At 64.2% G+C, this 22,666-nt stretch carries 25 protein-coding genes; 17 read left to right on the top strand and 8 right to left on the bottom strand.

The window, feature by feature from the left end:
- Window positions 1-8: 8 nt before the first annotated feature.
- The 7 genes from flgK (at window position 9) to LB532_RS18350 (ending at window position 5,934) form a co-directional block, all read left to right on the top strand.
- Window positions 9-1,460 carry a flagellar hook-associated protein FlgK gene (flgK, locus tag LB532_RS18380; protein WP_140641594.1) on the top strand — a complete coding sequence of 484 codons (1,452 nt, stop codon included), beginning with the start codon at window positions 9-11 and terminating at the stop codon, window positions 1,458-1,460.
- A 3-nt stretch (window positions 1,461-1,463) separates the two neighbouring features.
- On the top strand, window positions 1,464-2,507 hold the full coding sequence (locus LB532_RS18375) for a flagellar hook-associated family protein (RefSeq protein ID WP_140496231.1): 1,044 nt from the start codon (window positions 1,464-1,466) through the stop codon (window positions 2,505-2,507).
- Window positions 2,508-2,537: 30 nt separating this feature from the next.
- On the top strand, window positions 2,538-2,885 hold the full coding sequence (gene flaF / locus LB532_RS18370; RefSeq protein WP_140496232.1) for a flagellar biosynthesis regulator FlaF: 348 nt from the start codon (window positions 2,538-2,540) through the stop codon (window positions 2,883-2,885).
- Window positions 2,882-3,322 carry a flagellar biosynthesis repressor FlbT gene (flbT, locus tag LB532_RS18365; RefSeq protein ID WP_140496233.1) on the top strand — a complete coding sequence of 147 codons (441 nt, stop codon included), beginning with the start codon at window positions 2,882-2,884 and terminating at the stop codon, window positions 3,320-3,322. The genes flaF and flbT overlap by 4 nt, the downstream gene beginning before the upstream one ends.
- Entirely contained in the window at window positions 3,322-3,729 is a 408-nt protein-coding gene (flgD, locus tag LB532_RS18360; protein WP_140496234.1) for a flagellar hook assembly protein FlgD, read from the top strand. The genes flbT and flgD overlap by 1 nt, the downstream gene beginning before the upstream one ends.
- 21 nt (window positions 3,730-3,750) lie before the next feature.
- Entirely contained in the window at window positions 3,751-4,017 is a 267-nt protein-coding gene (fliQ, locus tag LB532_RS18355) for a flagellar biosynthesis protein FliQ (RefSeq protein WP_140641596.1), read from the top strand.
- A 273-nt stretch (window positions 4,018-4,290) separates the two neighbouring features.
- Window positions 4,291-5,934 carry an MFS transporter gene (locus LB532_RS18350; RefSeq protein ID WP_140641598.1) on the top strand — a complete coding sequence of 548 codons (1,644 nt, stop codon included), beginning with the start codon at window positions 4,291-4,293 and terminating at the stop codon, window positions 5,932-5,934.
- A gap of 178 nt (window positions 5,935-6,112) precedes the next feature.
- On the opposite strand, the gene LB532_RS18345 is transcribed toward LB532_RS18350, so the two are convergent.
- From LB532_RS18345 to LB532_RS18335, 3 genes are all read right to left on the bottom strand, one after another.
- The gene (locus tag LB532_RS18345) at window positions 6,113-6,850 is read right to left on the bottom strand and encodes a DUF4336 domain-containing protein (protein WP_140641600.1); all 738 of its coding nucleotides are present in this window, start codon (window positions 6,848-6,850) and stop codon (window positions 6,113-6,115) included.
- 96 nt (window positions 6,851-6,946) lie between these two features.
- Window positions 6,947-8,743: a chloride channel protein gene (locus LB532_RS18340; RefSeq protein ID WP_140641602.1), complete on the bottom strand. Its 1,797-nt coding sequence runs from the start codon at window positions 8,741-8,743 to the stop codon at window positions 6,947-6,949.
- A gap of 130 nt (window positions 8,744-8,873) precedes the next feature.
- Window positions 8,874-9,173, bottom strand: a complete 300-nt coding sequence (locus LB532_RS18335) for a putative quinol monooxygenase (RefSeq protein WP_140641604.1) — start codon at window positions 9,171-9,173, stop codon at window positions 8,874-8,876.
- Between the two features lie 115 nt (window positions 9,174-9,288).
- Between LB532_RS18335 and flhA the strand changes: the two genes are divergently transcribed.
- Genes flhA through LB532_RS18320 form a run of 3 tightly spaced genes read left to right on the top strand, consistent with a single transcriptional unit; the run spans window position 9,289 to window position 12,510 of the window.
- Window positions 9,289-11,376, top strand: a complete 2,088-nt coding sequence (gene flhA, locus LB532_RS18330; RefSeq protein WP_140641606.1) for a flagellar biosynthesis protein FlhA — start codon at window positions 9,289-9,291, stop codon at window positions 11,374-11,376.
- On the top strand, window positions 11,373-12,125 hold the full coding sequence (gene fliR / locus LB532_RS18325) for a flagellar biosynthetic protein FliR (protein WP_140496241.1): 753 nt from the start codon (window positions 11,373-11,375) through the stop codon (window positions 12,123-12,125). Before flhA ends, fliR begins: the two co-directional genes overlap by 4 nt.
- A 1-nt stretch (window position 12,126) precedes the next feature.
- Window positions 12,127-12,510 (top strand): hypothetical protein, encoded by a 384-nt coding sequence (locus LB532_RS18320; RefSeq protein ID WP_224557032.1) that lies wholly within the window; start codon window positions 12,127-12,129, stop codon window positions 12,508-12,510.
- A gap of 101 nt (window positions 12,511-12,611) precedes the next feature.
- On the opposite strand, the gene LB532_RS18315 is transcribed toward LB532_RS18320, so the two are convergent.
- A complete protein-coding gene (locus LB532_RS18315; RefSeq protein ID WP_140641610.1) occupies window positions 12,612-13,508 on the bottom strand; it encodes an alpha/beta fold hydrolase in 897 nt (298 codons plus the stop codon).
- Between the two features lie 281 nt (window positions 13,509-13,789).
- Here LB532_RS18315 and LB532_RS18310 point away from each other — a divergent pair, with 281 nt between their 5' ends.
- From LB532_RS18310 to LB532_RS18295, 4 genes are all read left to right on the top strand, one after another.
- On the top strand, window positions 13,790-14,329 hold the full coding sequence (locus LB532_RS18310) for a rod-binding protein (protein WP_140641756.1): 540 nt from the start codon (window positions 13,790-13,792) through the stop codon (window positions 14,327-14,329).
- 13 nt (window positions 14,330-14,342) lie between these two features.
- Window positions 14,343-14,768, top strand: coding sequence for a hypothetical protein (locus tag LB532_RS18305; protein WP_140641612.1), 426 nt, complete (start codon window positions 14,343-14,345; stop codon window positions 14,766-14,768).
- Between the two features lie 30 nt (window positions 14,769-14,798).
- Window positions 14,799-15,320 (top strand): hypothetical protein, encoded by a 522-nt coding sequence (locus tag LB532_RS18300; protein WP_140549633.1) that lies wholly within the window; start codon window positions 14,799-14,801, stop codon window positions 15,318-15,320.
- Window positions 15,321-15,533: 213 nt separating this feature from the next.
- On the top strand, window positions 15,534-15,818 hold the full coding sequence (locus tag LB532_RS18295; protein WP_140513660.1) for an SCP2 sterol-binding domain-containing protein: 285 nt from the start codon (window positions 15,534-15,536) through the stop codon (window positions 15,816-15,818).
- Between the two features lie 83 nt (window positions 15,819-15,901).
- Here LB532_RS18295 and LB532_RS18290 read toward each other — a convergent pair whose 3' ends face one another.
- Together LB532_RS18290 and odc2 are read right to left on the bottom strand one after the other, a co-directional pair.
- Window positions 15,902-16,501, bottom strand: a complete 600-nt coding sequence (locus tag LB532_RS18290) for a GNAT family N-acetyltransferase (RefSeq protein ID WP_140641614.1) — start codon at window positions 16,499-16,501, stop codon at window positions 15,902-15,904.
- 96 nt (window positions 16,502-16,597) lie between these two features.
- Complete coding sequence (odc2, locus tag LB532_RS18285; protein ID WP_140513661.1) at window positions 16,598-17,731, bottom strand: ornithine/lysine decarboxylase; 1,134 nt, start codon at window positions 17,729-17,731, stop codon at window positions 16,598-16,600.
- A gap of 684 nt (window positions 17,732-18,415) precedes the next feature.
- Here odc2 and LB532_RS18280 point away from each other — a divergent pair.
- The 3 genes from LB532_RS18280 (at window position 18,416) to LB532_RS18270 (ending at window position 21,271) form a co-directional block, all read left to right on the top strand.
- Window positions 18,416-19,315, top strand: coding sequence for a LysR family transcriptional regulator (locus LB532_RS18280; protein ID WP_140641616.1), 900 nt, complete (start codon window positions 18,416-18,418; stop codon window positions 19,313-19,315).
- A gap of 88 nt (window positions 19,316-19,403) precedes the next feature.
- Entirely contained in the window at window positions 19,404-20,072 is a 669-nt protein-coding gene (locus LB532_RS18275) for a DUF1007 family protein (RefSeq protein WP_140549629.1), read from the top strand.
- The gene (locus tag LB532_RS18270; protein WP_140641618.1) at window positions 20,069-21,271 is read left to right on the top strand and encodes a nickel/cobalt transporter; all 1,203 of its coding nucleotides are present in this window, start codon (window positions 20,069-20,071) and stop codon (window positions 21,269-21,271) included. The genes LB532_RS18275 and LB532_RS18270 overlap by 4 nt, the downstream gene beginning before the upstream one ends.
- Window positions 21,272-21,420: 149 nt before the next feature.
- Here the strand turns inward: LB532_RS18270 and denD are convergent, their stop codons facing one another.
- Window positions 21,421-22,395: a D-erythronate dehydrogenase gene (gene denD, locus LB532_RS18265; RefSeq protein WP_140641620.1), complete on the bottom strand. Its 975-nt coding sequence runs from the start codon at window positions 22,393-22,395 to the stop codon at window positions 21,421-21,423.
- 12 nt (window positions 22,396-22,407) lie between these two features.
- Window positions 22,408-22,620, bottom strand: a complete 213-nt coding sequence (locus LB532_RS18260; protein ID WP_140641622.1) for a SoxR reducing system RseC family protein — start codon at window positions 22,618-22,620, stop codon at window positions 22,408-22,410.
- Window positions 22,621-22,666: the final 46 nt, after the last annotated feature.

Genomic DNA, 22,666 nt, shown 5'->3' with positions numbered 1-22,666 from the left:
AGACCCGCATGTCGCTTTCCACCGCATTGAGCATCGCCCAATCCGCGCTTATGAACACCGCTCGGCAAACCAGCGTTGTCTCGCGCAACGTCGCCGACGCTTCCAATCCGGACTATACGCGCCGCATCGCCGTCGTCACCAGCACGGCGCCGGGCGCGCGCTCGGTTGATATCCAGCGCGTAGCCAACGACCTGCTCTTCCGCCAGAATCTCAGCGCCCTGTCGGCGTACAGCGGCCAGAACGCGCTCTATAGCGGCCTGGATCAGCTGGATGTTTCGGTCAATGGCGTCGACAATGCGTCCTCTCCCTCGACCGCGATCGGCAATTTGCAGCAGGCGCTGCAGCTCTATGCCACCTCGCCGTCCAACCAGAATCTCGGCTCCAGCGTTATCGACGCGGCCAAGCAGGTCGTGCGCTCCCTGAACGAAGGTTCGAGGGCCATTCAGGACTTTCGCACCCAGACCGACGGCCAGATCGCCACCGCGGTAGACGATCTCAACTCGCTGCTCAGCCAGTTCCAGGATGCCAACCAGGCTGTCATATCAGGCACGCGCTCCGGCACCGACGTTTCCGATGCGCTGGACCAGCGCGACGCGCTTTTGAAGAAGATCTCGGACTATGTTCCGGTCTCGACCTTCACGCGCGGCGACAATGACATGGTCATCACCACGGGTGACGGCACGACGCTGTTCGAAACCATCCCGCGCACGGTCAGCTTCGCCCCGTCCTCCGGCTACAGCGCCGGTACCGTCGGCAATGCCATCTACATCGATAACGTGCCGATCTCGGCGGGAACCGGCGGCAACACCAGCGCCAGCGGCAAGCTTGCCGGTTTGCTGCAATTGCGCGATGGCGTCGCCTCGACCATGCAGAGTCAGCTCGACGAGACCGCGCGCGGCCTGATCACGGCCTTTGCCGAGACCGCGCCGTCAATGCCCGACGCCGCCGGACTGTTTACCTGGTCAGGCGCGCCGGCGGTGCCGGCCGCTGGCACGCTGGTCAATGGCCTTGCCGGCACGATCAGCGTCAATGCCGCCATGGATCCAAGCGCCGGCGGCAATCCGGCACTGCTGCGCGACGGCGGCGCCAACGGCGCGGCTTATGTCGTCAACACTGGCGGGGCCTCTTATTCCAGCCTTCTGGTCGCCTATGGCGACCGGCTCGATCAGCCGATGACATTCGACCCCGCCGCCGGGATTTCGGCGACGTCGAGCGTTGCCGACTATGCCGCCAATTCGATCGGTTGGCTCCAAAGCGTGCGCCAGCAGGCTTCGACCGCAGCCGACGCCAAGCAAGCCCTGGCGTCGCGCAGCGCCGAGGCGCTGTCCAACGCGACCGGCGTCAATGTCGACCAGGAAATGTCGCTGCTTCTCGATCTCGAACACACCTATCAGGCATCGGCCCGAATGATGAAAACCGTCGACGACATGTTGGCGGCTCTGCTCAGCGCGGTGGGATAATCCATGACCTCAGTCTCTTCGGCCGCTCTCTCGAACGCCATGCGCTATCAGCAGATGCGCATGCAGGCCGAGCTCGTCAAAGCCACGAAGGAGTCCTCGACCGGCAGGGTCGCCGATGTCGGCCTGGCGCTGGGCGGACGCACCGCCCAGTCCGTCACCTTCTCGCGCGATCTCGACCGGCTCAATGTCATTATCGATTCCAACGGCCTGGTGGCCGCCCGGCTCTCCTCGACGCAGACCTCGCTCGGCCAGCTCTCCAGCGTCGCGCAGACCTTGCTGTCGAGCCTGACCACCTCAACGTCGGGCGATTCTTCCGCCAACCTCACCCAGTCGGCCGGCAAGACGGCCGTCCAGCAGCTCGCCTCGATCCTCAACACCAGCGTGAACGGCGAGTATCTGTTTGCCGGCACCAACACCGACGTCAAGCCGATCAACGATTTCACCGCGGCCGGATCGCCCGCCAAGGCCGCCTTCGACGCCTCCTTCGTCGCCAATTTCGGTTTCACGCCGGATGACCCCGCCGCGGCAAACATTACCGCGGCCCAGATGGACGATTTCATCACCAACGACGTCGAGCCGCAGTTCTTCGGTTCGGGCTGGCAGGCCAACTGGTCGAACGCCACCGACCAGCAGATCGTCAGCCGCATCGCGCTCAACGAAACCACCGCGACCTCGACCAGCGCCAACAGCGACGGCATCAAGAAGCTCGCCATGGCGGCGGCCATGGTCTCCAGCCTGATGTCGACCAACATCAGCCAGGCGGCGAAGGACACCATCGTCGGCCGCTCGCAGTCGCTGGTTGGCGAAGCGCTGAGCGGCATCGGCCAGGTTCAGTCCGAAACCGGCATCGTCCAGAAGCGCGTGTCCGACGCCGTCGACCGGATGAAGACGCAGGTCGACCTGTTCGAGCGCCACATCCTCGATCTCGAAGCGGTCGACCCGGCCGAAGCCGCGACCCGCGTCGCGGACCTGACGCAGCACATCGAGACCTCCTTCGCATTGACGGCGCGGCTCCAGCAGCTCAGCCTGTTGAATTACCTGACCTGACAACTCTGAACCGGAACGGTAGAGCCAACGATGTACCAATTCTCCTACGCCGACATCCAGAGCACCTCTGTCGCCGACGCGAAGGACCGTGAACGGGAGCTGCTGACCCGCTCGATCGACATGCTGGCGGCGGCCGCCGCCCTTGGCCCGGCTTCGATGGAGGCAGTGGAGGCGCTGCATTTCACCAACCGCGTCTGGACCGCCTTTGTTGAGGATCTCGGCTCCAACGACAACGCGCTTCCCAAGGAACTGCGCGCCAACCTGATTTCGATCGGCCTTTGGCTGCTGCGCGAGGCGGAAGACATCCGCCAGGGCCGCACCCAGAATTTCGAGGGACTGATCGAGGTATCCCAGATCATCCGCGACGGCATTCAATGACCAATACGCTGAAGATATCGCTGAAGCCGAACGAGAAGATCTACATCAACGGTGCGGTCATCCGCGTCGACCGCAAGGTCACCGTCGAACTGATGAACGACGTGCAGTTCCTGCTCGAAAGCCATGTGATCCAGGCCGATGACGCGTCGACGCCGCTCAAGCAGCTGTATTTCATCCTGCAGGTGATGCTGATGAATCCGGCTGGCGCCGGCGAGGCGCGCGAAATGTTCCGCCGCTCCCTGCCGCTGCTGCTTGCAAGTTTCGAGGACGCCGAGATCGGCAGTGCGCTGAAACAGATCGACCGCATGGTCGGCGAGGATCACATCTACGAGGCACTAAAGGCGATCCGGTCGCTCTATCCGCTCGAACGCCGCGCGCTTGGCGGCAATGACGACGTTCCGGGCGCCTCGCGTCCGCTGGCTGTGGGAGCACGCTGATGACCGTGGACATGACGACGACGATACCGGTTGGCGCCAATCAGGCCAGCCAGCAGACCTCCAAGACCGCTGTCGACTACCAGTCCTTCCTGAAGCTTCTGATCGCCGAGATGAAGAACCAGGATCCGACCAAGCCGATGGATTCGACACAGTACGTCGCCCAGCTCGCCACCTTCTCGCAGGTCGAGCAGTCTGTGCAGACCAATACCAAGCTGGACCAGATCATGCAGTCCTCGGCGCTGTCGCAGGCCGATGCGCTGATCGGGCGCTCGATAACGTCCGCCGACGGCAACACGACAGGCACCGTCGCGTCCGTGCGCCTTGCCAGCAGCGGCCTCATCGCCGTGCTGGGCAACGGCACCGAGATCGCGGTCGGCCCCGGCGTCTCGGTCAAGGCGGCAAGCTGACGGCTCCGGCGGGCCGATCCCATGAACGAGGCCGACGCGCTCGACATCGTCCAGTACGCGGTGTGGACAGTGCTGACCGCATCCGCGCCGGTGGTGCTGGTCGCCATGGCGGTGGGTATCGGCATCGCCTTGATCCAGGCCCTGACGCAGATCCAGGAGATCACCTTGACGTTCGTGCCGAAGATCGTCGCCATCATGCTCGTGGCGGCGCTGACCGGTCCCTTCATCGGCAGCCAGATATCGGCCTTCACCAACGTCGTCTTCGAGCGCATTGAAAACGGATTCTAGCCGCTGCTTGCGGCGAGCCGGCCCGTTCTGTCCCGACGACTTACCGGCAGCAGCCTGCTGTCGCCATGCGGACCGTGTACGGCATAGGGTTGCATCCGCGGCGCGGCGTCGAAGCAACGCCGCACGGCTGCGTGGTCCTCCTCTATCCCCTTGTTGGACCATGATCTTTTTTTCAAGACGTTCGCTCTTTGCGGCACGATGCCATAGTTTCGGCAAACCATCCGGGGAAACGGATCACCGCAACGATCGGCAAGCCATGGCAGGGCCTTTCCTATGATTGACGAAAAGCCGGAGAGCGAGAGCGTTTCGGCGCTGGCGCCGTTCCGGCACGGCATCTTCCGCGCCGTGTGGTCGGCCAGCCTCGTGTCGAATTTCGGCGGCCTCATCCAGGGCGTCGGCGCCGCCTGGATGATGACCACGATCGCCACCTCGCCCTATCAGGTCGCGCTGGTCCAGGCCTCGACCACCTTGCCGATCATGCTGTTCGCGCTCGTCGCCGGCGCCATCGCCGACAGCTTCGACCGGCGCAAGGTTATGCTGGTCGCCCAGATCTTCATGCTGGTCGTCTCGGTGCTTCTGACCCTATTCACCTATTCCGGCTTGATGACGCCGTGGACGCTGCTTGCCTTCACCTTCCTGATCGACAGCGGCACGGCGCTGAACAGCCCGTCCTGGCAAGCCTCCGTCGGTGACATCGTGCCCCGCAACAAAGTGCCGGCCGCCGTCGCACTGAACTCGATGGGCTTCAACCTGACCCGCAGCGTCGGTCCGGCGATCGGCGGCATCATCGTCGCCGCAGCCGGGGCGGCGGCCGCCTTCGCGGCCAACGCGGTGAGCTATATCGGTCTCATCGTCGTGCTGGCGCGCTGGAAGCCGCAGGTGCAGCCGTCGACGCTGCCACGCGAATCGCTTGGCGCGGCCATGGGCGCGGGCCTGCGCTATGTCGCCATGTCGCCCAATATCGGCAAGGTGCTGGTCAGGGGCTCCGCCTTCGGCTTCAGCGCCGGCGCCGTGCTGGCGCTCCTGCCGCTGGTGGCGCGCGACGTCGTCAAGGGCGATGCCTTGACCTATGGCATCATGCTGGGCGCGTTCGGCATCGGCGCGGTCGGCGGCGCGCTGATCAGCGTGCGGCTGCGCCAGCTTTTGTCCAGCGAGACCATGGTGCGCTCGGCCTTCGCCGGCTTCGCCGTCTGCGCCTTCAATGCCGCCGTCAGCCACAATGCCTGGCAGACATCGCTCGGCCTGCTGGTCGGCGGCGCGTGCTGGGTGATCGCGCTTTCGCACTTCAACGTCACCGTGCAGATGGCAACGCCCCGCTGGGTCGTCGGCCGGGTGCTGTCGGTCTATCAGACCGCGACCTTCGGCGGCATCGCGCTCGGCAGCTGGATCTGGGGCATCGTCGCCGACGCGCATGGCGCCGGGACAGCGCTGATCGCGGCGGCCATCGCCATGCTGGCTGGCGGCGCGATCGGCCTCGTGCTGCCGTTGCCGCAGCAGCAGGTGCTGAACCTCGATCCGCTCAACCGCTTCAAGGAGCCGCATCTCGCGCTCGACCTGAAGCCGCGCAGCGGCCCCATCGCCATCATGATCGAATACATCATCCGCGAGGAGGACGTGCCGGAGTTCCTGGCCACCATGGCCGAGCGCGGCCGCATCCGCCGCCGCGACGGTGCCCGCAACTGGACCCTGGCGCGCGATCTCGAAAATCCGGCGATCTGGATCGAGCACTACCACACGCCGACCTGGCTCGAATATGTCAGGCACAACGGCCGCATCACCCAAGCCGACGCCATGGTCGGCGAGCGCCTGCGGGCACTGCACAGCGGCGACGAGCCGCCGCGGGTGCGCCGCGTGATCGAGCGCCCGACCACCGCAGGCACAGCGCTGGTCATGGCAAAGGGGCCGATCGAGCATTAGAGCAATTCCAGGAAAAGTGTATACGGTTTTCCCGGGAAAAGCGCGTAGCGCTTTCCCTTGGGAATTGCGTCAAAACAAAGAGTTAGAGTGGTTCTCCGTTCCGTGAAACGGCGAACCGCTCAAGGAGTGCAGGAAAGCGCGAAGACGTTTTCGTCCGGGCTTGCATCAAGACAAAGCGTTAGAGCGGACCCAGCCAGCGAAACGCGCGCTTCAGCTCGGCGACGCCATCGCGTTCATACCAACGGCCGTGCGCCATGATCACGCGTTCCGGATTCCATCCTATCATCTTTTCGACCGCCGCCTTGAGCTGCACCCTGGGGAAGGTCAATCGCAAATCGCGCGGCGTCTTGCCATCCGGATCAACGACACCAGCCGCCCTGGCAAGCCAGCGCCATGGCCAGCCAAGCTTCCGCAGTTCGAAGTTCTCGATCAGGTCTGTCAGGATCAATGTTCGGCTGACGGAATGGAAGAACACCATCTCTGTCATGAAGCTGCCTTTCACCGGCAGCGACTTGAGGTCATCGTCCCACGGGTAGCCCCTCTCGGCACCAAGCTCGTTCGCCTCGAAATCGATCCTGTCGCCCGCCTGCTCGCGAATTCCCGGTGCCAGCCAGATACCCGCATCCGCAAAGGCCCTGCGCCACATCGGAATCCACCAATAGTGGATCCGGTTCGGCCCGATGATGTAGCGGACCTTGCCCAATCCCGCGATCTCGGCCTCGATGCTCTCTGTCAGCAAGGTGGGTGAATGGACGAACAAATCGCCGCCGTTGACGCGGATGATGGTCATCCGCGTCGGAAACAGCATTTTCGGCCAAGGCATGCCGAAGCGGATGACCGGGCCATCCACGATCCAGATGTCCTTCGAAACCAGCTTTAACGTGTTGAGCGGCGGATATGGTGTGCCGTCGGCCATGGTCTGCTGATGTAGGATGGAGAACAAGCTTGGCCACGGCAGCTTCGCCTTGCACGAGCTCAGCCGGGCCGGCTCGGCAGCCTACCTTCGCCCGACCTACCCTTCGCCCGACAAGTCCCGGCGCGCTTTTTCAAGCTCCTCGGCATAGCGCCGCATCAGATGGCCCTCGGTCAGCAGTCCGAGCACGATATGGTCGGTGAAATCCTCGACCACGGCCAGCTCCTCGGCGCCTGCCCGCTGGAAGGTCTCGGCGGCCGACTGCACGTTCATGCTCGGCACCAGGACGGCATCCTTGTATTGCGCCAGATCGCGCACCGCCGTCTCGCCGTCGGACAGGTCGCTGTGCAGTTCGGCAACGATCAGCACGCCGACATACTGGTCACCCGCGTCGACGGCGATGACGCGCTGGGCCGAACCCAGCGGTACCTGCTTGCGGAAGGCCCCAAGCGTCGTGTCGGCATTGATGGTCTTGATGTCCTTGCGCATCATCGAACCGACCGTCAGGCTGCGCATCCAGCCGACGTCATGGGCGCTGCGGATCGTCTCGCCGCGCAGATGAAAGCGCCACGTCGAGAAGGAGTAGCCGAAGGTTTCGCGCACCAGGATCGCCGCCATGATCGAGGCCGCCAGGACGACGCCGGTTAGCGTCAGGTCGCGGGTCGATTCCAGCGCCAGGAACGTCATCGTCAGCGGCCCGCCGACGACGCCGACCGCCAGCGATGTCATGCCGACAACGGCAGCGACGGCGGGATCGATGCCGGTCGACGGCGAGATGAAAGCCATCACATCGGCGAATGCCTTGCCGAGCAGGGCGCCAAGAAACAGCGAAGCAAAGAACAGTCCACCGCGAAACCCCGAACCCAGCGAGATCGCGGAAGCCGCCAGCTTCAGCACGAAGACGCTGGCCACCACGCTCAGCCCATAGTTCATGGCGAATTCGCGATGCAGCGCGCCGTGGCCGCTCGACAGCACCTGGGGCGTGACCAGCCCGAGCAGGCCGACGATGACGCCGCCGATGACGGGACGCAGCGAGGCGTCGACCGACAGTTTGGCAAAGGCGCGTTCGACCAGCGTCACCAGATGCATGATGGCGATCGAGGCGGCCCCGCCAAGCAGCCCAAGCAGCAGGAAGGGCACGTACTGGCTGGCCGTGAGTGCCGGCAGGCCCGCAAGCTCCAGCGGGAACGGCACGCCGCCGAACATCTCGGCGGTGAGCGAGGCGGAGATCGCCGCGGTCATGACAGGCACCACATTGGCGACCGAATAGATGCCGATGACCAGTTCGAAACCATAGAAAGCGCCGGTCAGCGGCGCATCGAAAGCCGCCGCGATGGCGCCGGCGGCGCCGCAGCCGACCAGGATGCGGACATCGTTGCGGCGTAGCTTGAACAGCCGCGCCAGCCGCGAAGCCAGGCCGGAACCGACCTGCGTATAGCCGGCTTCCAGCCCCACAGAGGCGCCGAAACCGCTGGAGATCATGGTCTGGCCGGCGATGATGAACGTATCGGTCAGCGACATGCGACCGCCATAGAGCGCGTTGGCTTCGATCGGGTCGACAGGTGTGCGGAATCTCCGCTTTCTCAGCCAGATCACCGTCAGCCCGAGCAGGATGCCGCCGATCGCCGGGATCAGGGCCTGCATGGGGTGGGCGAGCGAGAACATGCCGGAAAGCCGGCCGCCGGGCTGTACGCCGAACAACAGGCCGTGCAGGTCCTGCACGATCTGGCTCATCGCGGTGACCAGTATGCCCGCCATGACGCCGACGATGCCGGCAAGGACGACAACCGCGATGCCTCGCGCTTCGAGCAGCGGGATCGAATTGATGAGCACCGCGCGCAGCCGGCGAGCGTAGACTTGCGGTTGATTCCTGGGCGATTGGTTTTTGGTAAGCACCGGAGCGGCTCGCCGACATCAGCAAGGCATTGAAAACACTGCCGTGCTGATACGCCGAGCGGCACCGCATGGCAACCACAATGACGGCGCCTGCGCGCCATTTGGGAGGGCCCCGTCCGGCCGCCGATGGTCAGGTCGGCTTCGGGTCGCCGGCCTCGTAGAGCACGAGATTGCGCTCGCCGATGCCGAGCGCCGGCCAGCTTGCGCGCCAGTCCACAAGGTGTGGCGCGGCGAAATGCGCGTCGAGCGCCGCCCTGTCACTCCAGACTTCCGTGACCCGGATCAACCCGGCATCGAGGACATCCTGCGCATAGGAGTATGCGAGGCAACCGGGCTCGGCACGGCTGGCAACAACCATGCGTTCCATCGCTGGTCTTGCGTGTTCGAGCTTGTCGGGTGGCAGACGAACCGTGCCAATGATCAGCAGCACGAGATTTCCTTTCGATGGTTGGGCAGACTCACTCTCCCACCCTCGCGCAAGCTTGGCCAGCTACCCTCGCCGGGCTGTCGCATGCTCGGCAGCCTCACGGTTTTCGAGGACCAGAATGGCGATAAGCGAAAGCATCCAGCCCGACGCCGTGGCCAAGAACGGCCGCGACGTCTTCTTCGCGCTGGGCATCGTCATCATCCTGGCCGTGCTGTTCCTGCCGATCCCGGCCTTTCTCATCGACGTCGGCCTTGCCTTCTCGATCGCCCTTTCGGTGCTGATCCTGATGGTGGCGCTGTGGATCCAGCGGCCGCTCGACTTCTCCTCGTTTCCGACCGTGCTGCTGATCGCCACCATGCTGCGGCTATCGCTCAACATCGCCACCACGCGCATGATCCTGTCGCACGGCAATGAAGGCACGCACGCCGCCGGCTACGTCATTGCCGGCTTCTCCAAACTGGTGATGGCCAGCGATTTCGTCATCGGCCTCATCGTCTTCATGATCCTGATCGTGGTGAACTTCATCGTCATCACCAAGGGCGCCACCCGCATCGCCGAGGTCGGCGCCCGCTTTACCCTCGACGCCATCCCCGGCAAGCAGATGTCGATCGACGCCGATCTCTCTGCCGGCATGATCGACGACAAGACAGCGCAGTTGCGCCGCCGCGAGCTGGAAGAGGAATCCTCCTTCTTCGGCTCGATGGACGGCGCCTCGAAATTCGTCCGCGGCGACGCCATCGCCGGCCTCATCATCACCGCCATCAACATCGTCGGCGGCATCGCCATCGGCTATATCAGGCACGGCATGGGCATGGGCGAGGCCGCCGACGTGTTCATCAAGCTGTCGGTCGGCGACGGTCTGGTCACCCAGATCCCGGCGCTCATCGTCTCGCTCGCCGCCGGCCTGCTGGTTTCCAAGGGCGGTACGCGCGGTTCGACGAACCAGGCCGTGTTCGGCCAGCTCGGCGCGCATCCGCGCGCGCTCTATGTGGCGGCGGCGCTGCTGGTGCTGCTCGGCCTGATGCCCGGCCTGCCCTTCTTCCCCTTCTTCGCGCTCGCCGGCGGCATGGCCGGCCTCGGCTATGTCATTCCGATGCGCCACAACCGGGCCATGGCCGAGGCCGAGGCGCTGAAGAACCAGGAGAAGGCGACCAAGGCCGAGGAAGAGAAGAACTCGGTCAAGGCCTCGCTGGCCACCGCCGAGATCGAACTTCTGATCGGCAAGCAGCTTTCGACCCGGCTGCTGGTCTCGCATCAGGAGCTGGTCTTCCGCATGGCCAAGATGCGCAAGAAGTTCGCCCAGCAATATGGCTTCGTCGTGCCCGAAGTGCGCGTCGCCGACGATTTCGCCATCCCGCCGAAAAGTTATCAGATCAAGGTGCATGGAACGGTGGTCGCCGAATATTCTATGCGTGTCGGGGAGATCATGGTGCTGCTCGGCAACCGCGACGTTCCCGAAATTCCGGGCGAAGAGATCCGCGAGCCGGCCTTCGGCATGCGCGCCTATTCCGTCATGGAAACATTCGCCGAGGATCTGAAGCGCGAGAACTACACCTTCGCCGACAATATGTCGGTGCTGCTCACCCACCTCTCCGAGGTCATCCGCAACAACCTGCCGCAGCTTCTGTCCTACAAGGACATGAAGGCGCTGCTGGAGCGCCAGGATCAGGAATACCGCAAGCTCGCCGACGAGATCTGCACCACGCACATCTCCTATCCCGGCCTGCAGGCAGTGCTGAAGCTGCTGCTCGCCGAGCGTGTCTCCATCCGCAACCTGCACCTTATCATCGAAGCCATCGCCGAGATCGCACCGCATGTGCGCCGCACCGAGCAGATCGTCGAGCATGTCCGCATCCGCATGGCGCAGCAGATCTGCGGCGATCTTTCGGAGGGCGGCGTGCTCAAGGTGTTGCGTCTCGGCAACCGCTGGGACCTCGCCTTCCATCAGAGCCTCAAGCGCGACGCCAAGGGCGAGGTACGCGAGTTCGATATCGATCCGCGCCAGCTGGAAGAATTCGGCCAGGACGCCACCAAGGCGATCAAGAAATTCCTCGAAGCCGGCGAGCGTTTCGTCCTCGTCACCGCGCCCGACGCACGCCCTTATGTGCGCATGATCATCGAGCGGCTGTTCACCACGCTGCCGGTGCTCTCGCATGTCGAAATCGCCAAGGGCGTCGAGATCAGGGTGCTCGGGACGATATCGTGAGCGTTCTCTCGCAAGCGGTCGTCATCGCGGCGTTCCTCGCCTTCTGCCGCATCGGCGCCTGCTTCATGCTGATGCCTGGCCTGTCCAGCGCCCGCATCCCGGTGCAGGTCAGGCTGTTCGTGGCGGTCGCCGCGACCGGCGGCCTGCTCGCCTTCCTGTGGGACAAGATCTTTCCCTTCGTCGATCCGCGTCCGCAGATCCTGGTGCCGATGATCGTCTCCGAACTCCTGGTCGGCGGCCTGATCGGCGCCATGACCAGGCTCTACATGGAAGCCCTGCGCTTCATGGGGTCGGCCATCGCCATGCTGATCGGCTATGGCGGCTCGGGCGGGCCAGCGATCGAGGAGCCTGAACCGCAGGCGGCGCTCGCCGCCATGATCTCGTTCTCGGCGCTGCTGCTGTTGTTCGTCTTCGACTTCGACCATGAGATCATACGCGCGCTGGTGACGTCGTATACGGTCGCGCCGGTCAACGTCTTCTTCAACCCGCAGGCGGCACTGGTCGATGTCGCCGACACCGTGTCGGACACCTTCTTCCTGGTCATCCGCCTCGGCAGCCCTTTCGTCGCCTATGCCATTCTCGTCAATCTGACCATCGGCTTCGTCAACAAGCTGACGCCGCAGATCCCGATCTACTTCATCTCCCAGCCCTTCGTCATCGCCGGCGGCATGCTCATCTTCTATTTCGCCGTCGGCTCCATGCTGTCGCTGTTCGTCGACGGCTTTGTCGACCTGACGCTGGCGAGGTGACATGAGCACGCGCAAGGACCGCCTGAAGAAGCTGGTCAAGGTGCAGGAACAGTTGAAGGCGCTGCACGAGACGCGCCACGCCACCCTCCTCGCTGCCGCAAATGCCGCCGAAGCCGAGGCCAAGGCACTGGTCGAGCATTTCGATAAGGACAATTCCCTCTCCGGCCTTTTCCCCGATCTCTACCACCGCCGCATCGCACAGGCCGTCGTGCGCCAGGAGGCGAACCTCGAAAGCGCCAGGCAGGAAGCCGGCCTCGTCGCGTCGGCAACCGCGCGCACCAACATGGTCGAGCGCGCCTACAAGGACGTTCGCAATCGCGACGAACGTGAACGCTCAGACCGCGAACGGCTGGATTTGATCGCGCAGAAGCGGACTGACGGGTAGCCGGCAAGGTTCTGCTATCGACCCCAAGCGGACGCAGCAATCGCTCAGATGCTCGACTAAGATGGCGCGGACGGCGCGTGGTTGGCCCTGTCACCATATGCTTAGCCGGCGTCATCAGTCGCTCGCGTTCCTTTGCGTTCCCTTTGGCTGCCCTTGATGAAGTCGAGCATGAGCGAGACGGCCGGTGCCGCGTGCGTCTCGAGTAGGAAATGCCCGGCGTCGAAAATATGGGCTTCCATCCTCGGCAGAGCCTGCATCCATGACAGGACCTCGGTCAGGTCGAAGAATGCATCGTGCCGTCCCCAGAGCATCAAGGCGGGCGGCTGCCGGCGCGCGAGATAGTCGCCGATGGCGTCGAACCGGGCGGCATAGTTCCCATAGTCGGCGATGAGCGCCCGCTGTGTGTCCAGCCGGCCGGGAAGTTGCATCATCCGCCAATCCTCCTCCCAGACTTCGGCCGGGATCCGCTTGGCCACATCAGGCGGGATCTTGGCGATGTACTGATCGCGCGTGCCTTCGTATGTCAGGTGTGCGGTCGCCGCCGCCTCGTTTTCCGGGTCCGGCCGCGACCAGTAGGCCTGGGTTGCCGCGTATTCCGGCCCGAACCCCGTTCGATGAGCGTTGGCGTTCTGAACGATGAGGCCCAGAACTTCTTCCGGCGCCTGCATGGCGATGTGGAATCCCACTGGCGCTCCGAAATCATGGAGGTAGATATAGCGCGGCCCGATCGCGAGTTGGTCGAGCAACTCCAGGATTGCCCGGCCGAAGGCGGGAAACGACGCCGAGGGTAGGACGTCGGACTCTCCAAAGCCAGGCAGATCGGGCGCGATCACATAGGCGGCCTGCGACAAAGCGGGTATGACCTCCCGAAATGTCCGGGCGGAACTCGGAAATCCGTGCAACAGCAATATTGCGGGCTTGGACGCCTCGCCTGCCGTGATGACCGACAACTCCGTGCCGCCAGACAGGCGAAGTCGTTGCCGGGTCGCCGCGTGCATGTGAGGGCTCCTCTCCTCGATCGTCTGACCTCCCGCAATGTCTGCGCAGACGTCACATCGATAGGTGGTGCAACCGGCTGGGCAGGCAACCCCAGCCACGCCGGTGCGATCATCGGTCCGGAACGTCCGCTCCTGGCGCCTGGCAGATCGATGACGCACGCCTGTCTTCCACCTCCCCTCCCCTTCGCAAGCCTGCCACAAGCTTGTTGAGGCATGGTCTCTCAAGGAAACCCGGCAAAAGGCGGACTTTCTTGGCGATTTCTCCACCCAGCGACATCGTTATGGATGTCGCCCGAGCCGCGGAACCGGCAGACATCGAGGCTGCCCGCGCCGCGCTGACGAAGCGGGCGGGCGGCGCTGCCGGCACGTTCTCGGTCGACACCGCCGCGTCGGTCGATGCCGGCTCGATCCTGTCGCGCGCCAGCGCCGAGCATGCGGCCGGAGCCGATCCGGCGAAAAAATTCAAGAAATTCGAAGCCATGGTGCTCCAGACCTTCATCCAGAACATGATGCCCAAGGATACCGAGGGCGTGTACGGCACGGGCCTGGCCGGCGACATGTGGAAATCGCAGCTCGCCGAGCGCGTCGCCGACGTCATGGCCGAGCGCGGCGGCATCGGCATCGCCAAGTCGCTGCTCGCCGACCATTACCTCGAAGGCAAGCGCAAGGTGCCGATCGGCCCGGTCTCCGGCGGGCCTGAAAAGACCGAGATCGACCGGCAGAGCCGTCTGTCCACCTCGCTCGTCCAGGAACTGCAGCGCAAGGCCGCCAGGTCCATGACCGGCGATGAAACGACCACAAAGACAGACATCAAGATCTAGACTGGGAAACGCCATGGCCGACTTTTCGGAATTCACCGCCAACCTGCCGGCGCGCACGGCCACATCGGAAGCCCCGGTCGCACTCGCGCGGCCCGGAAACCTTGCCGCCATCATCGGCCGCATCGAGGAAGTCGTCGAGCAAGAAACGGCCGGGCTGCGCAGCGACACCGGCTACGACCTCAAGGCATCGAACGCGCGCAAGAGCCGCTATCTCTATGAACTGACCCGTGCCATGCGCGGCGGCAGCGAAGCCGAGTTCCTCGAACAGCACCGCGAAGGTCTTGTCCGGCTTCGGCAGAAGCTGGCGAAGAACGAGGCGGCGCTCCTGGCGCATCTGAGCGCCGTCAACGAGGTCGCAGGTCTGTTGCGCACCGCGATCCAGCGCGCCGAAACCGACGGCACTTATTCCGCCGGCGAGTTCGGCCGGGCGCGCGGTTAGCGCGCGATGCTCGCCGGCTCGGGTGCCTGAATGGTCAAGGTCATCGCCATCGCGGTCTGGATCTGCGTCGCCACGCTCGGCGCGGTGTTCTATTCGTTCCAGGCCGCCGGCGAACGCGGCGTCGGCGAAAAGCCGAAGCCGATGCTGGGCGGGCTGGACTACGTCAAGACCGAGGTCATCTCGGTGCCGCTGATCCGCAACGCCAGGATCGACGGTTATTTCCTGACCAAGTTGGTCTACACGGTCGAACCCGAGCAGATTAAGAAACTGTCGATCCCGGCCGAGGCGCTGATCACCGACCAGGTCTATTCCTATCTCTATTCCAACCCGCAGATCGACTTCACCAAGAAGGAGACGCTCGACCTCGACGCCTTCCGCGCCGCGATCCGCGATACCGTCAACACACGCGTCGGCGCCACACTGGTGCATGAGGTTCTGGTCGACCAGGTCAATTTCCTGAGCAAGGATGAGATTCGCGACAACTGGCTGCGCCGCCGGCAGGAGGCCGGCGCCACGGCATCCGAGATGACCAAGGCCTTCAAGTCGCATTGAGCCGTGGGGATACACTGACCAGGCACGGTGACCGGTTCCTCGCCCGGTGCGGCGATCGGAACCAGGCCCTGCAATCCGCGTTGACGTAAACGTCAATCCAAAGCTATATGCGGCAGCGACCGTGGCCGCGAAGATGCATGGCCCTCGGGCGGATCATGCCGTGGCGCGACAGATGCAACCGAACAGGCAGATGCAACCAGACAGGAGAACAGCGTGAGCGTTCAGGAGATTGCCGACAAGATCAGGTCGCGCGTGGCCAGCAGCGGGTTCGATCGTTCCGTGAAGTTCGACACCGGCAGCGATGGCGTCATCGTCATCGACGGTGCCGATGTCTCGACCACCGATGGCCCCGCCGACTGCACCATCAAGCTCTCGCTCGACGATCTGGACTCGCTGATATCGGGCGATCTCAACCCGACCATGGCCTTCATGACCGGCAAGATAAAGGTCGAAGGCGACATGTCTGTCGCCATGGCGCTCAGCCAGTTGATCGGCTGAGATAGAAGACCGCCGAGATTGTTCTCGGAACGAAAACGCCGCCGTTTCGGGCGGCGTTTTTCGTTCGTTCGGGGCTCAGCGTCTCAGGCCGCCAGCGTCGGCGCCTTCAGCTTGCGCCCCGCGGCCTTCAGCGTGCCATGGACGCCGGCGAGCGCGCCCTCCACCAGTTCCACCGCGAGCAGCCTATGCCGCTCATACGGGCCCGGCATGGCCAGCGAACCGGTCTTTGCGGCCGAGAAGCCGAAGCGGCCGTAATAGGGCGCGTCGCCGACCAGCAGGATCGCGGCGTGGCCGAGACGCGCGGCTTCGGCGACCGCATGGCGCATCAGCGCCGAGCCGATGCCGGCACTCTTGAGCGAAGGGGCGACCGCCAGAGGCCCAAGCAACAGTGCTGCCGGACCGCCCTCGCCCAGCGTGACGTCCCAGAGCCGCACGGTGCCCATCACGGCGCCCGATGCGTCGCGCGCGACGAAAGCCAGGCCTTCCGAGGGCCGCCGGCCCCGCCGCAGCTTCTCCGACGACTTCGTCTTGCGCTTCGGCCCCATGGCGGCATCGAGCAACGCCTCGCGCGCCACGATGTCATCAGGCGTTTCGGCAACGATGGCGAAAGCACGGGCACTCTCCTCCCTCGAGGGGGAGATGTCGCGCGCAGCGCCTTCGACAACGAAATTTGCAATATCCATTTCCGCGATCCCTTCACGAGCGGAGACTGTTCCACAGGCGAGCCCGGATGGGCGACAAACGCCCACCTGGGATGATCCGACGGTTCTTTCGAACCGTCAGATCACGTAGGATCGGAGAGGCTCGAAGCCGTTGAAGGCGACCGCCGAATAGGTGGTCGTGTAGGCCCCGGTGCCTTCGATCAGCACCTCGTCGCCGATGGTCAGCGACAGAGGCAGCGGATAGGGCGTCTTCTCATACATCACGTCGGCCGAATCGCAGGTCGGGCCGGCGAGCACGCAAGGCGCGGTCTCCGTGCCGTCATGCGCGGTCACTAGGGGATAGCGGATCGCCTCGTCCATCGTCTCGGCCAGGCCGCCGAATTTGCCGATATCGAGGAACACCCAGCGCACATTGTCGTTGTCCGCCTTCTTCGAGATCAGCACGACTTCCGACTTGATGACGCCGGCATTGCCGACCATGCCGCGGCCCGGCTCGATGATGGTCTCGGGAATGGCGTTGCCGAAATGCTTGCGCAGCGCCGAGAAGATGGCCTGGCCGTAAGCCTGGGCCGCCGGCACGTCGCGCAGATAGCGTGTCGGAAAGCCGCCGCCCATATTGACCATCTTCAAGACGATGCCTTCCTCGGCGAGCGTCGAAAACACGGTCTTGGCGTCGGCCAGCGCGCGGTCCCAGGCCGTCAGGTCAGTCTGCTGCGAGCCGACATGGAACGACACGCCATAGGCGTCGAGCCCGAGCGCCTTGGCATGGCGCAGCACGTCGACGGCCATCGCCGGCACGCAGCCGAACTTGCGCGACAGCGGCCATTCGGCGCCCTCGCCATCGGTCAGCACGCGGCAGAACACGCGGGCGCCTGGAGCGGCGCGGGCGATCTTCTCGACCTCCTCGACGCAGTCGACGGCGAACAGCTTGATGCCGAGCTGGTAGGCGCGCGCGATGTCGCGCTCCTTCTTGATGGTGTTGCCGAAGGAGATGCGGTCCGCCGGCGCACCGGCGTCCATCGCCATCTCGACTTCGGCAACGGAAGCGGTGTCGAAGGACGAGCCCATCGCAGCAAGGAGGCGCAGGATTTCCGGCGCCGGGTTTGCTTTCACCGCATAGTAGATCCTGGAATCGGGCAGCGCCTTCTCGAAGGCGCGGAAATTGTCGCGCACGACATCGAGGTCGACGACGAGGCAAGGACCGGTCGGACGTCGGGTGGCGAGGAAGTCGAGGATGCGCTGCGTGGCCATCGGGTTTCTCCATCACGCCTTTCGGCGCGCACAAGGGTGCGGACGCGGGCTGTCGGCCTCGCGAACACGCGGTGGACAAAGGCGGGACGGAAATCCATGGAACCAGCCGGTGGAGACCCCGGAACCATGAAACGCCGTCTCGCGGCGATGAACCTTGGCCTTGCCCGGCTTCGGTTCGCTTTGTCTGCCTTGGCTTGGATTGGGAGAACCCCGTTCCGCACTGCCGGCAATGATGGTGTGCCTCTTCAGTAACCCCGGTCTTTGGACAACCGGCAGAGAACCAGAAAGGCCCGCACCGTCGTTGCTTCAAGGTGTCCTCGGTCTGGCGGTTGGCCGCTAAACCGACTGGAGGGGTTAGCTCCAGTTACCTTACCGATTTCCCTCACCATTCAGAGGATCGGCGGACACCCACAGGCACGTGCGACTTTGGGCAAGCGCGATATAGGGGCAGAGAGATTCACAATCAATAAAAATCGTATCGCAGGTTGTAAAAATTCCGGCATCGAACAATGTTGGTTTCACCGTATCCGGATATCGAACGATGACAGGCACGCACGGCCCTTTCGACGCCCTTCTGCACCCCCGCAAGATACCGGTGGTCCGGCCTGTCGCTGGCCCTTCCGGCGGCGACATTGCCCTGATACGGCTCGGCCGAAACTCGACGCCGCACGAAAGGCCTGATTCATGGACACACTGACCCGCATGCGCGCCTTCATCGACGTGGTCGAGGCCGAGGGCTTTTCGGCGGCGGCGCGCAAGATCGGCCGCTCCAAGGCGCTGCTGTCGAAATATGTGCGCGAGCTGGAGGACGAGCTCGGCGCGCTGCTGCTCAACCGCACCACCCGCCAGTTCTCGATGACCGAGGCCGGCCATACCTATTATCGTCGCGCCTCCGAGATCGTGCGCGAGGTCGACAGCCTTGCCGATGCCGTGCGCGAATCCTCCGGCGACGTGCGCGGCAGGATCAAATTGTCTGCGCCGCGCACCTTCGCCGACGCGCCGATCGGCCAGTCGCTGATCGACTTTGCCAAGCAATATCCCGACATCGTGCTCGACATCCAGCTGGACGACCGCTTCGTCGATCTCGTCGAGGAAGGCTTCGATCTCGCGGTGCGCATCTCGCGCCTGGAGAACTCCTCGCTGATCGCCAGGCGTCTGGCGCCGTTTTCGACACGGCTGTGCGCATCTCCCGAACTCATCGCAAAACATGGCATGCCGGTGCGCGCGCAGGACCTCGGCCGCATGCCCTGCATCGTCGACACCAATGGCCGCGGCCTGAACAACTGGCAATTCAAGGGAGATGGCGAGGAAACGGTAAGCGTCTCGGTCTCCGGCCCGATCGAAGTCAACAGCCCGATGGCGGCGCGGGCTGCTGCCCTGTCGGGGTTGGGATTTGCCATCCTGCCGGATTTCATCGCCGTGCCGGATATTGCGAGCGGCCGGCTGGTAACGGTGCTGGATGACCGCACCCTGTCGGGTGCCGGCATTTTCGCCGTCTATCCGCACCGGCGCTATTTGCCCGCCAAGGTGCGTGTCTTCGTCGATTTCCTGGTCCAGTGGTTCAGGACGCGCGAAACCGCATGACCGGCTTCAATTGCGGCGCGGTCCCATTTTCGCCCCCTTTCTGGTAACTGTCGACTTCTCTCCGAAGCCAAGGGAATCGCGACCGCGAATGCATCTGAAACGGCACGCAATCATGCTGGCTTCGGCCTTGGCGGCGACGTTGGCCGCCGTTGGACCGGCCGAGGTGCATCCGCACGTTTTCGCCGAGGCCCGCCTCGACGTGATCCTCTCCCCGGATCACCAAAGCGTGAAAGCGCTGCGCCATCTCTGGCGCTTCGACGATCTGTTTTCCAGTACCGTCATGATGGAGTTCGACAAGAATTCCGACCTGAAGCTTGACGATAAGGAACTGAAGGAGGTCGCCGAAACGGTCCACGCCTCGCTGGCCGAGTTCAACTACTTCCAGCTGGTCACGCAGGACGGCAAGGACGTGCCGATGACGCCGCCGCCGCATCTGATGGCCAATTTCGACAACGACCAGCTGATCATCCTGTTCGAGTCCGAACCGAAGGCGCCGATCAAGCTCGCCGGCAAGATCGATATCGGCGTCTACGATCCGACCTTCTACACGGCGATCGATTTCACCGAGGACGCCAACATCACGGTCGAGGGCCTGCCCCCGAACTGCACCGACAAAGTGGTCCGCCCCGACCCGGATGAGGCCATCAAGGAAAACCAGAAGACCCTGACGGACGCCTTCTTCAACGACCCGACAGGCACCGACATGAGCAAGATCTTCGCCACCAAGCTCGAACTGACCTGTCAGCCAGAAGGATGAATGCAGTGAAACCCTCCCTGCGTTTGGCATTCGGCCTGTTGGCCCTCGCCTTTGCCGCAATGCATTTCGCCGGCACGGCTCATGCCCAGAGCTCGCTCGGCATTGGCGTCAACGATGGCATGGCGCCGACCACCGGCCCGTTCGCCCACGTCCTGATGTGGATCAATCTCAGGCAGCAGGAATTCTACCGCGCGCTCGCCACGGCGATGAAGGCGATGCGGCAGGACAACAGCAAGCTCTGGGTGCTCATCGGCCTGTCCTTCGCCTACGGCATTTTCCACGCCGCCGGCCCCGGCCACGGCAAGGCGGTGATCTCGTCCTACATGGTCGCCAACGAAGTGGCGCTGCGGCGTGGCATCCTGTTGTCGTTTGTCTCGGCCCTGCTGCAGGGCCTGACCGCTGTCGCGGTCATGGCGGTCGCCTATTTCGTCCTGCGCGGCACCGCCGTCTCGATGACCGATGCGGCCTGGTTCATGGAGATCATGAGCTTCGTCTTCGTCACCCTGTTCGGCGCCTGGCTGCTGTGGCGCAAGCTCGGCCCTTCCATCCTGCGCCTGTTCGGCAGAGGTCCCGCCTACAGCCTGTCGGCGGCTCACGCCGGGCATTCTCACGCAAGCCATTCGCATGCCGGCCTTACAGGTCACACGGGCTCGTCGCATGCCGCTCACAGCCATTCGGCGCACGCGCTGCATGGGCATGATCGTCACGATCACGGGCATGGCCATTCGCACGATCATCATGATCACGGCACGCATGATCATCACCACGATCATGGCGCGCACGATCATGCGCATCACGATCACGCTGCGGGCGAGGTCTGCGAAACCTGCGGCCATTCGCATGCGCCCGATCCGGCCCTGCTGTCGGGCGACCGCTTCGACTGGCGCACCGCCTGGACGGCGGTGGCCGCGGTCGGCATCCGCCCCTGTTCCGGCGCGTTGATCGTGCTCAGCTTCGCCCTGCTCAACGGCCTGTGGCTCGGCGGCCTGCTGTCGGTGCTGGCGATGTCGATCGGCACCGCCATAACCGTCTCGGCGCTGGCGACGATCGCGGTGACCGCAAAGAACTGGGCGGTGTATTTCGCCGGCGACGGCCGCATGGGCAACCGCATCCATTCGATCGTCGAGATCGGCGGTGCCGCCTTCGTGTTCCTGTTCGGACTGCTGCTGCTGTCGGCGAGCCTGACGGGTGGCGTTTGACCCGGAAGTAGCGCCCCAAGGTGTGTTGAGATTCAGGTCAGGCCGTGCCGAGAACGGTTGATATCGAGAACCGGAGCGGAGCGTAATTAAAGTACGTGAGCACCGGAAGCGCAGCTATCAGCCGTTGGCAGCCCGGCATCACCTGAATATCAATCCACCTTGCCGCCGAGTTCATCCTCGATATGCGTGCGGATAATCTCGTCGAAACTCTTCTCGGCGTTGAAGCCGAGTTCCCTTGACCGCCGCGCCTCGAACCGCGTCGGCCAGCCCTTGACGATCGCCCAGATCGTCTCGTCCGGCTCCTCGCGGATCAGGCTCACCGCCTTCGGCCCGGCGATGCGTTCCAGCGCCTCGATCTGCTCGCCGACGGTGACGGCGACGCCTGGCATCGTCAGGTTGCGGCGCGGTCCCACAGTGGCGCCGTCGATCCCGGCCGCATGGATCAGGAAATTCACCGCCGATCGCGGGCTGGCGTGGGTATGGACGACGGTGCGCGGCACCGGCAGGATCGCCTCCTGACCGTTCAGCGGCTCGCGGATGATGCCGGAGAAGAAGCCGGAGGCCGCCTTGTTCGGCTTGCCCGGCCGTACGCAGATGGTCGGCAGCCGGATGCCGATGCCGTCGAAGAAGCCGCGCCTGGAATAGTCGGCCAGCAGCGCCTCGCTCATCTGCTTTTGCGTGCCGTAGGAGGTCAGCGGCGTCGTGTGGAATTCATCGGGAATGACGTCCGGGAACGGCGCGCCGAACACCGCGATCGACGAGGTGAACACGACACGCGGCGCAAACCCCGCCAGGCGGATGGCATCGAACAAGGCGCGCGTGCCGTCGAGATTGACGCGGTAGCCGAGATCGAAATTGGCTTCCGCCTCGCCCGACACGATGCCGGCGAGATGGAACACGACGTCGGGCCGCGACGCGACCAGCCTCTCGGCGGCGCCCGCCTCGGCGAGATCGCCGGTATGGCTGTGGATGCTGACGCCATCGATGGCCGGCGCCTGTGGCGGTACGATGTCGTGCAGGTCGAGCGCGGTGATCTTCTGGCCGCGCAGCCTGCCGTCCTTTGCCAGCCGTGCAATGAGCTTGCGGCCGACCATGCCGGCGGCGCCCGTGATCAGAATGCGCATGTCTGATATCCCTTATTTGCCCTGATTTTTGTTCTGGCTGCGCGCGCGCAGCCAGAACACCAAGAAAAAAGCCAGCACGAACGCAGTGCCGAAGATGCCGGCGAGCGCGGTCGACAGGTCGCCGAGGGCCAGCATGATGTTTGGCAGGAAATAGACGGCGATGCCGAACAGCAGCATGATCGACAGCGCCGCGATGGCGGCGTTCTTGGTATCGCGATCCATTATGCTGTCCCGGGGTGGCCAGGGGTCGTCGAGCTCGGATTCAAGGCGC

It is taken from the genome of Mesorhizobium sp. ESP-6-2 (assembly GCF_020164675.1).
Taxonomy (GTDB): domain Bacteria; phylum Pseudomonadota; class Alphaproteobacteria; order Rhizobiales; family Rhizobiaceae; genus Mesorhizobium.
The sequence above is the reverse complement of the archived record's forward strand: the minus strand, read 5'-3'. Positions and strand labels throughout refer to the sequence as shown.